This window comes from Halomonas sp. AOP7-E1-9 (assembly GCF_052376035.1).
Classification (GTDB): Bacteria; Pseudomonadota; Gammaproteobacteria; order Pseudomonadales; family Halomonadaceae; genus Vreelandella; species Vreelandella citrativorans.
In genome coordinates this window covers 1-8,294 of record NZ_JBQSVC010000062.1, presented here as the reverse complement: position 1 = coordinate 8,294, position 8,294 = coordinate 1, and the positions used below count along the sequence as shown (strand labels likewise).

The 8,294-nt window shown below is 54.7% G+C and carries 7 protein-coding genes and 2 pseudogenes; 5 read left to right on the top strand and 4 right to left on the bottom strand.

Annotation, left to right across the window (positions count from 1 at the left end; all coding sequences use genetic code 11):
- A partial coding sequence (gene dctP, locus ACT3R4_RS18045) for a TRAP transporter substrate-binding protein DctP (RefSeq protein WP_496201288.1) occupies positions 1-478 on the bottom strand: 478 nt, incomplete at its 3' end.
- Positions 479-727: 249 nt separating this feature from the next.
- On the opposite strand from dctP, the gene araD1 reads away from it, so the two are divergent.
- Positions 728-1,714, top strand: a complete 987-nt coding sequence (gene araD1 / locus ACT3R4_RS18040; RefSeq protein ID WP_190374369.1) for an AraD1 family protein — start codon at positions 728-730, stop codon at positions 1,712-1,714.
- Positions 1,715-1,737: 23 nt separating this feature from the next.
- Positions 1,738-3,315, top strand: a complete 1,578-nt coding sequence (locus ACT3R4_RS18035) for an aldehyde dehydrogenase (NADP(+)) (protein ID WP_441680212.1) — start codon at positions 1,738-1,740, stop codon at positions 3,313-3,315.
- A gap of 156 nt (positions 3,316-3,471) precedes the next feature.
- Here ACT3R4_RS18035 and ACT3R4_RS18030 read toward each other — a convergent pair.
- Together ACT3R4_RS18030 and ACT3R4_RS18025 are read right to left on the bottom strand one after the other, a co-directional pair.
- A pseudogene (locus ACT3R4_RS18030) lies at positions 3,472-3,600 on the bottom strand (IS3 family transposase); the annotation flags it as partial.
- Positions 3,601-3,718: 118 nt separating this feature from the next.
- Positions 3,719-4,520 (bottom strand): IS5 family transposase gene (locus ACT3R4_RS18025; RefSeq protein ID WP_441680213.1). Its coding sequence is split into 2 segments (ribosomal slippage): positions 3,719-4,178 and positions 4,177-4,520, totalling 804 coding nucleotides; the frame shifts between segments, so codons are not numbered across the junction.
- 408 nt (positions 4,521-4,928) lie between these two features.
- Between ACT3R4_RS18025 and ACT3R4_RS18020 the strand changes: the two are divergent.
- Positions 4,929-6,361, top strand: a pseudogene (locus ACT3R4_RS18020) (IS1182 family transposase).
- A 363-nt stretch (positions 6,362-6,724) separates the two neighbouring features.
- Here the strand turns inward: ACT3R4_RS18020 and ACT3R4_RS18015 are convergent.
- On the bottom strand, positions 6,725-6,985 hold the full coding sequence (locus tag ACT3R4_RS18015) for a hypothetical protein (protein WP_441680216.1): 261 nt from the start codon (positions 6,983-6,985) through the stop codon (positions 6,725-6,727).
- 38 nt (positions 6,986-7,023) lie between these two features.
- On the opposite strand from ACT3R4_RS18015, the gene ACT3R4_RS18010 reads away from it, so the two are divergent.
- Both ACT3R4_RS18010 and ACT3R4_RS18005 read left to right on the top strand, forming a co-directional pair.
- On the top strand, positions 7,024-7,503 hold the full coding sequence (locus ACT3R4_RS18010; RefSeq protein ID WP_441680218.1) for a gamma-glutamylcyclotransferase family protein: 480 nt from the start codon (positions 7,024-7,026) through the stop codon (positions 7,501-7,503).
- On the top strand, positions 7,503-8,006 hold the full coding sequence (locus tag ACT3R4_RS18005; protein WP_441680219.1) for an opioid growth factor receptor-related protein: 504 nt from the start codon (positions 7,503-7,505) through the stop codon (positions 8,004-8,006). The genes ACT3R4_RS18010 and ACT3R4_RS18005 overlap by 1 nt, the downstream gene beginning before the upstream one ends.
- The last annotated feature ends 288 nt before the right edge of the window (positions 8,007-8,294 follow it).

Here is an 8,294-nt window from a genome sequence, read left to right as displayed (position 1 = left end):
GATTGCTCGAGACCACTCGGAAGCCGTTCGCTGTCCAACCTAGCGGTTCCGTACCTAGCTTGCGGAACAGCGGCTCGATTTCGTCACCGACTACACCATTTAGCAAAGTGTTGGCCTGATCGTATGTTTCGAAAAGAAACGGCCATTCGGTAAAGCCAATCTTGGGTTCTGCCGTTTGGAGACCCATGCCAGCAACGACCATCTCAATAGAGCCGTTTCGCACGCCATTAGTGTACTGGCGCTCATCTCCCAGTTCGCTATTGGGAAATATCTGCACAGACATGTCGGAATTCTCTTCCACTGATGTCTTGAAATGTTCCCGTAATGCGACGTTTTGTGGATGATCTTCGGCAAAGTAATTTGCAACCTTAATTGTGGCTGTGCTTTGAGCCTGAGAATCCAAAGCAATCATCATTGCGGAAGCCGTGACTAGCAGGACGAATCCTTTCTTTGCCTGCACCAAATTACACTCACTCATGCTAAGACCCTTAATTTTATATTGATATTATCCGATGCCTATGCCTGACAAGTTTCAACTGGCACTCAGCGCTGCAACGCTCACCGGATCGATCGGTTGAGCTTATTTCACAATGAGATATACTAGTATACTAGAATCTATTTTCATCTAAACTTTAGTCATAACCGATGAGTCTTCCGTAGGCCTTTTGGCCTTGCTTGGCTGATTCGGCATCAACGCGTCATTGAGAACCTAACCAACGGAGGTCGCATGCGATTGATTCAATGTGTATATCAAGGCCAGGTGCATGCCGCCCAGGTCGAAAGTGACAGCCAAGTTCGGCTGCTCGATGCAGATACCTACAGCCTGGCCCGCCGCGCCATCGCCGCGGGGCGCTCCTTGGCCGACATCGTCGAAGCCGCAGCGACCGAGACCCGGCTCGACTATGCCCAGTTGATCGACGAAAAAAGCCTGTTGCCCCCGCTGACCCATCCGGACCCGGCTCACTGCCTGGTCACCGGCACCGGACTCACCCACCTAGGCAGCGCGGACACGCGCTCGGCCATGCATGCCAAGACGCAAGTCAGCGAATCCGAACTGACCGACTCCATGCGCATGTTCAAGTTGGGAGTCGAGGGCGGCAAGCCCCAGGCTGGCACCCCCGGTGCCCAGCCGGAATGGTTTTACAAGGGCGACGGCGCCTGCGTGGTGGCCCCCGAGGCCGAGATCCCCGTGCCGCACTTCGCCGAGGACGCTGGCGAGGAGCCAGAGCTGGCCGGGCTCTATGTGATTGGCGATGACGGCCACCCGTGGCGGGTGGGTTACGCTATCGGCAATGAGTTTTCCGACCACGTCACCGAGCGCTTCAACTATCTGTGGCTGGCCCACTCGAAACTGCGGGCCTGCAGCTTCGGCCCCGAACTAATGGTAGGTGAACTGCCTGCGCATCTGGAGGGGGTCAGCCGTATCGTGCGTGACAACGAGACGGTATGGGAGAAACCCTTCCTCACCGGTGAGGTCAACATGGCGCACAGTCTGGCCAACCTCGAGCACCATCACTTCAAATACGTCGGTTTCCGTCGGCCCGGCGACGTGCATGTGCATTTCTTCGGCACCGCCACGCTGAGCTTCGCCGATGACATTCGCACCCGCGAGGGTGACCGTTTCGAGATCAGCCTCGCCGATTTCGGCCGTCCGTTGCGCAATCCACTACGCTTTGAAGCGGACAGCGCGCCTATCGACGTGAAATCGCTTTGACAGCAAACAGCAAGGAGTTCGACATGACCCTGGAAGGCAAGTTACTCATTGGCCAGGACGCCGTCAGCGGCAGTTCCAAGCCCATCAACGCCATCAACCCGGCCACCAACGAGATCCTCGAGCCGACCTACTTGGGTGGTACCAAGGCTGAGGTCGAGCGTGCCTGTGAGCTCGCCGAGACGGCCTTCGCCACCTATCGCGAGACTTCTCTCGAGGAGCGCGCGGTATTCCTCGAGACCATCGCCAGCGAGATAGAGGACATCGGCGATGAACTGATCGAGCGCGCCATGGCCGAGTCCGGCCTGCCCAAGGCCCGCCTGGAAGGTGAGCGCGGCCGTACCTGCGGCCAGCTGCGCCTGTTCGCTTCCGTGGTGCGTGCCGGCGAATGGCTCGACGTGCGCATCGACCCGGCCATGCCGGACCGCCAGCCGATGCCGCGCGCCGACCTTCGCCAGCGCTATATCGGCCTGGGCCCGGTCGTGGTGTTCGGTGCCAGCAACTTCCCGCTGGCCTTCTCGGTGGCCGGCGGCGATACCGCCTCGGCCTTGGCCGCCGGGTGCCCGGTGATCGTCAAGGGCCATTCCGCCCACCCCGGCACCTCCGAACTGGTCGGCCGTGCGGTACAGCGTGCAGTGAAAGCGCGCGGGCTGCCTGAAGGCACCTTCTCGCTGATGTTCGGTTCGGGTAGCGAGATCGGCCAGGCGCTGGTCGCCGACCCGCGTATCCAGGCGGTGGGCTTTACCGGCTCGCGGAGCGGCGGTACCGCGCTGATGAAGACCGCTCAGTCGCGTCCGCAGCCGATCCCGGTATATGCCGAGATGAGCTCGATCAACCCGGTGTTCCTGATGCCCGAGGCGCTCAAGGCACGCGGCAAGCAGATCGCCGAAGGCTTCGTCGGCTCGCTCAACATGGGTGCAGGCCAGTTCTGCACCAATCCTGGGCTGGTGATTGCGGTCAAGGGCGCCGAGCTCGATGCCTTCGTCGAGGCCGCTGCAGAAGGCGTGAAGGGCAGTGCGCCCCAGACCATGCTCACGCCGGGCATCTACGATGCTTACCAGCAGGGTGTTGGCCAGCTGTCCAACAGCAGCAAGGTGCGTGAAGCCGCACGTGGCCAGGTGGGCGAGTCGCCCAACCAGTGCCAGGCGGGGCTGTTTGTCACCACGGCGAACGACTTCCTGAACGAGACCGAGCTGCAAGAAGAAGTGTTCGGTTCTACCTCGCTGGTCATCGAGTGTGCCGACCAGGATGAAGTAAAGCGTGTCGCGGCCCAGCTCGAAGGCCAGTTGACCATTACCCTGCAGATGGACGACGGCGATCTGCAAGCGGCCAAGGCGCTGATGCCGGTACTCGAGCGCAAGGCCGGGCGGATTCTCGCCAACGGCTGGCCAACCGGGGTCGAGGTGTGCCACGCCATGGTTCACGGCGGGCCGTACCCGGCGACCTCCGACAGCCGCACCACCTCGGTAGGCAGTGCTGCGATCTTCCGCTTCCTGCGCCCGGTGTGCTACCAGGCGTTGCCGGAAGGGCTATTGCCCGAGCCACTCAAGGACGGCAACCCATGGCAGCTGTCGCGCTTGGTGGATGGCAAACGCGAAGCGTAAGCAACCCCATGGAAAGCGGCCTATCTCGCAGCCTGTCAGTAGAGGGCAGCCATGGGCTGCCCCTTGTTTTATCAGAGTGCGCGAAAAACCCCGTACTTTTTGAGTGCGGGGTTTTTCGCGCACTCTGATAACCACCGCTAAGTAAAGCCAGCCTTAGTACGTTCGGATGTAAGTGATGTCCGTCACCCAAGCAACATTTGGCGCTGTTACTTCAAACTGATGGTCTAAATGGTTGAGTGATACAACAGCTGGTTTTCCACCGCCATAGCTGCCAGGGCGTCGTTTACCTTCACCCTGGCGCAAACAGGCAATCAGTTCCTTCTTGAGCGAGCCGCGCGGCAAGAGGTAAAGCGCGTTGTAGATGGCTTCGTGGGAGATGTGGCGGTCAGTGTTAGAGCGCCTTTCAAAACTGTCGCGTGAGTCGCTTCAAGCAGATCAGGGAGCAGCCCAGTAAAGTGAACGCATAGTGGATGTCAGTACGCCGCTCATATCGTGTTGCGAGCCGACGCATCTGTTCCAGCCAGGCGAAGGTTCTTTCAACCACCCAGCGATGTCGTCCCAGTCGCTGAGTATCTTCCACACCACGTCTGGCTATACGAGCCTGAATATGGCGTCTACTGCAGGCACGGCGACAACGAGCAAAGTCGTATGCCTTGTCGGCGTGAAGCTTACGAGGTCGCTGGCGAGGACGACCCAGACGACCTGCGACGGGGGGTACCTCGTCTAGCAGGACAGATAGGGGAACACTGTCATGCATATTGGCCCCGGAGAGAACGACCGCCAGCGGTGTTCCCTTTCGATCCGTCAGTAGGTGCCGTTTAGTTCCGGGTCGCCCACGGTCTGTCGGGTTTGGGCCAATGGCTGCCCCCCTTTTTTGCCTTGATGGAGGCACTATCCATGCAAGCACGATCCCAATCCAGTTGATCAGCTTCTTGCAGGTATTCCAGCAACGTCTGATGAAGCTTTTTCCAGACACCGGCTTCATGCCAGTCACGCAGCCGTCGCCAGCAAGTGACGCCGGAACCGAATCCCATTTCTTGAGGTAACATCTCCCAGGGGATGCCTGACTTAAGCACAAACAGGATGCCGGTTAAGGCGGCACGGTTGGAAACACGTGGCCTGCCACCATCAGACTTGGGTGGTTCAGGTGGCAAGAGCGGCTCGACAATTTTCCAGAGTTCATCAGGTACAACCTTCTTAGCCATATTAGCTAAGCTAGGCACGCAGGCGAGCTATTTCAAGGGTTTTGAAAGGAGCTCTTAGTCGTGGATTCATAAAATAACAGCAGTACATGATTTTCGGTAATGAGAAGCCTCAGGCTCTCTATACCAAGGTAGTTGCTCGACGCACCATCGGATACTAATGGCGGCCCAAGCGAAGTTATTTATCTCGGCGTCATGGGCAGCATGATTTGGCAATTGTCGCTCATCGTCAGCTTTGATGTTCATGGCACGCTAGGATTGGTACACGCGAGGCTGCAATTACCAGCTTTTCCGTTTTGGGTCGTCATGTGCCCTGTTATTAATATGGAATAAGATTCCTAATCCGGCCGAGGCTGTGTGAAAACGTAGCTGTCGCTATACTCTACCCATGACTGATCTTGGGAGGTACCGATGAAACGTTTCGTCGCAGGTGAATCCCGATCCCAGGCTACGTTGTTTCCTGAGCTTCTGGATGATTTCGTTATTGAAGACAATCCGGTTCGGGCTATTGAGGCTTTTGTTGACGCCCTTGATCTCAAACAGCTGGGCTTTAATGGCGTTGATCCTCATGTGACGGGTCGGCCCGCCTACCACCCCGCCATTCTTTTAAAAATCTATCTCTACGGCTACCTCAATCGCATCCAATCTAGCCGCCGTCTGGAACGTGAGGCACAGCGTAATGTTGAACTCATGTGGCTAACGGAACGCCTAGCGCCGGATTTCAAAACGATCGCAGATTTCCGCAAAAACAACGGCAAAGCGATTCAAGCTACTTGCCGCGACTTTGTCATGATATGTCGACGTCTCGGGCTATTTTCATATTCGGTAATGGCGATTGATGGCAGCAAACTTAAGGCAGTCAACAATCGAGACCGTAACTTCACCTTGGCTAAGATGAAGCGGCGGGCAGAAGAAATTGATAAAAGTATTGAGCGTTACTTACGTCAGCTCGATGCAATGGATCAAGGCGCCGCCGCTATCACAGAAATGCGGACGACTGGTTTGAAGGAAAAGACCGCTTCCCTAACAGAAGAAGTTCAGCAACTACAATCCATTGAAATTCAAAGAACTGAGTCCCCTGACCAGCAAGTCTCTTTGACAGACCCTGACGCTCGCTCCATGACTGCGCGAGGAACGGGAATCGTAGGCTACAACGTGCAGACGGCTGTCGATAGCCAGCATCATCTGATTGTCGCCCATGAAGTCACTAATGTCGGCAGTGACCGGCGTCAGCTTTACCAGATGGCCAAGCAAGCACGCGATGCTAGCGGCGTCAGTGATCTACACGTCGTCGCTGATCGCGGTTATTTTACAGGTAATGAAATACTTGCCTGTCATGAGGCCGGTATTACGACGTATCTCCCTAAGCCTAAAACCTCGCCAAACCAGGCCAAAGGTATGTTTCCCAGGGAAGCGTTCCGGTATGTGCCTGAACGTAATGAATATCGCTGTCCCGCGAGAGAGCGGCTAATTTGGCGCTTCAAGAACGTCGAAAAAGGCCAGACGCTACATTGCTATTGGAGTTCGGCCTGTCCGAACTGCTCAATGAAGTCGCAATGCACCACAGGTATTTATCGGCGCATTAAACGCTGGGAACACGAAGAAGTATTGGAGGCGGTAACATCACGTCTGGATCAGACGCCGGATATAATGCGCATCCGTCGTCAAACGGTTGAGCATCCCTTTGGCACGTTGAAAGCGTGGATGGGTGCGACACACTTTTTAACCAAAGGGCTTAAGAACGTCGGAACGGAAATGAGTCTTCATGTGCGCTTGCCTACAACATGAAACGCGTCATGAATATCCTCGGCCCCAAGGGTTTGATCCAGGCATTGCAGGCATAAGGCCTTAGTCCGGACCTAGCTCTGCCAAGCTTGTGGTAGCCAATAACGCTCTTTAGTAAGTGCTTCTTACGCTTTATCTCGATTAACGTCGAATTGGGCATAAGAAATGAAAGCGCTCTAATCTGTCTTGCTAGCCGATAGTCGTGCCAATACGACTGAACACTGTCACCGCCAACTGATTTTTAGGTTTTCACACAGCCTCGATCGTCAACTGCCTCACCACTATCAGATTAGCTTGAGCCACCGCACCCGGCCAGAAGCTGCCTTTTAGGCGACTTTGATATAGCGGTTTAACGCCCGCAACAGCGGAAATTTAGGAGCGACAGCGAGTAAATTTTCCGACTGCTTGCGCTTGTTAACACTTTACAGCGTGTGATTAGCAACATCGCTCAACTTATGTTCTTTTATCATCCATCGAGCCATTTCACCGAATTGATTTTCAAGTTCAGAAAATATATGGGCCGTTCTTGGGCTAACCAAAGGGCTCATTTCAGAAACGGGAAGATCATATTTAATCGGCTCTTTTCTGAACTCGTAACCCCAGTTTGCAATGGCTGCAAGATTTAATGAAATGTCTGTATCCTTAATTCTATTCCAGATATCTCTTTGACTTTCTACCGGCATTCTTTCCCCAAGAGTAATGTTTTGCTTATGGCTCTAATATGTCTAGCCAGCGCTTAGCCGCGCGGATTCCCGCGCGTTTTGTGACCACCGCCCTGCTGCCCGCGTATCGCCTAGCCTTTTATCAGCAAGGCGATGACGGCTCCGGCAAGTGCGATATTGTACCGGCATCCGATCAGTCGGCAGTCGTCTGGGAAGTCGCTTTGCACCATAAACTTACACTGGATCGTTATGAAGGGCTCAGCGCTGTCCACGATGAAACCTGGCTGGCGGTAAGTGACCTGGCGGGTGACGGGCAGTTTGAAGTCCAGGCGAATGTTGGCAAAGTCACCTCTATCGGTATGCGCCCCTATACGTGGTACAAGCACCATCTGTTAGCTGGAGCACGAGAACACGGATTACCGGCAGCCTATGTTCGCGCACTAGAACGAATTGAAGCCCGACTTGACCCAGACACCGAACACCACGCACGCGAAATGGTGCTTCATGGACTCGATGCACCGTTAGAGCGGGGCGCATAATGGGAAATGAAGAGCATTTAATCGCGTTTTACCGCGGGGAAGGTCACGATCATAAGGGGCGTCGACTCGAAGACATCTGGGCATTCCCGTCCTTCTGGCTGGAGCATACCCACGACTATATCCAATGGCTGTTTCCTATCCCCGAAATGGGCCGCTTTAACGCCTTTGCCCCTTTATTAACGACCGAAGTGCAAGCGGCTTTTGAGAGGGAGGCGCCCTTACGCCAGCGCCAGCAACAGTCCCTTGATGTAATGCTGGACTTTTTTGGACTGGTACGCGAAGACTTCGCCATCACAGCACAGCCCGACCTATCGATCCAAACGCATATTTGGCTAAAAGCAGGCGGTCATAATCATCTGCGCATTACGCGTATAATCCGTTCGTTATTCTTGTGCCACCAGCCAGAGCTTGCTCGGGCTTTTCAGCAGGCCGTGATACATATTGGCGCTCAGCACGGCGTAGTGTCCGCAACGTCGCTGCAGTTTTGGCGGAATGCGGGGTAAAGCAATCAGGCATATTTGCCATATCAAATGATTTATAGCTGCGGGCACTGATGCGATAGGTTCGACCACTGCTCGAAACAGATAGGCCTTTCTCAAGCGTGAATCAAGATAGAAACCGTATATTTTACTTTGAATCAATAAGTTATAACCATTTTGATAGCTATAACTAAGCCAATTCGTATCTAAAACGCTTAACATCCATCGTCCGCCAGCGTTAGCGATAACGCTTAAAATGACAAAAAAATATTTTATATACTGTAAAATCATATGATTACGCGTAATTTAAAA

Bases quoted from the DNA above. Each gene is read 5' to 3' on its own strand.
- ACT3R4_RS18010 (WP_441680218.1), top strand. From the start codon at position 7,024: ATGTCTAGCCAGCGCTTAGCCGCGCGGATTCCCGCGCGTTTTGTGACC.
- ACT3R4_RS18015 (WP_441680216.1), bottom strand. From the start codon at position 6,985: ATGCCGGTAGAAAGTCAAAGAGATATCTGGAATAGAATTAAGGATACA.
- ACT3R4_RS18005 (WP_441680219.1), top strand. From the start codon at position 7,503: ATGGGAAATGAAGAGCATTTAATCGCGTTTTACCGCGGGGAAGGTCAC.
- araD1 (WP_190374369.1), top strand. From the start codon at position 728: ATGCGATTGATTCAATGTGTATATCAAGGCCAGGTGCATGCCGCCCAG.
- ACT3R4_RS18035 (WP_441680212.1), top strand. From the start codon at position 1,738: ATGACCCTGGAAGGCAAGTTACTCATTGGCCAGGACGCCGTCAGCGGC.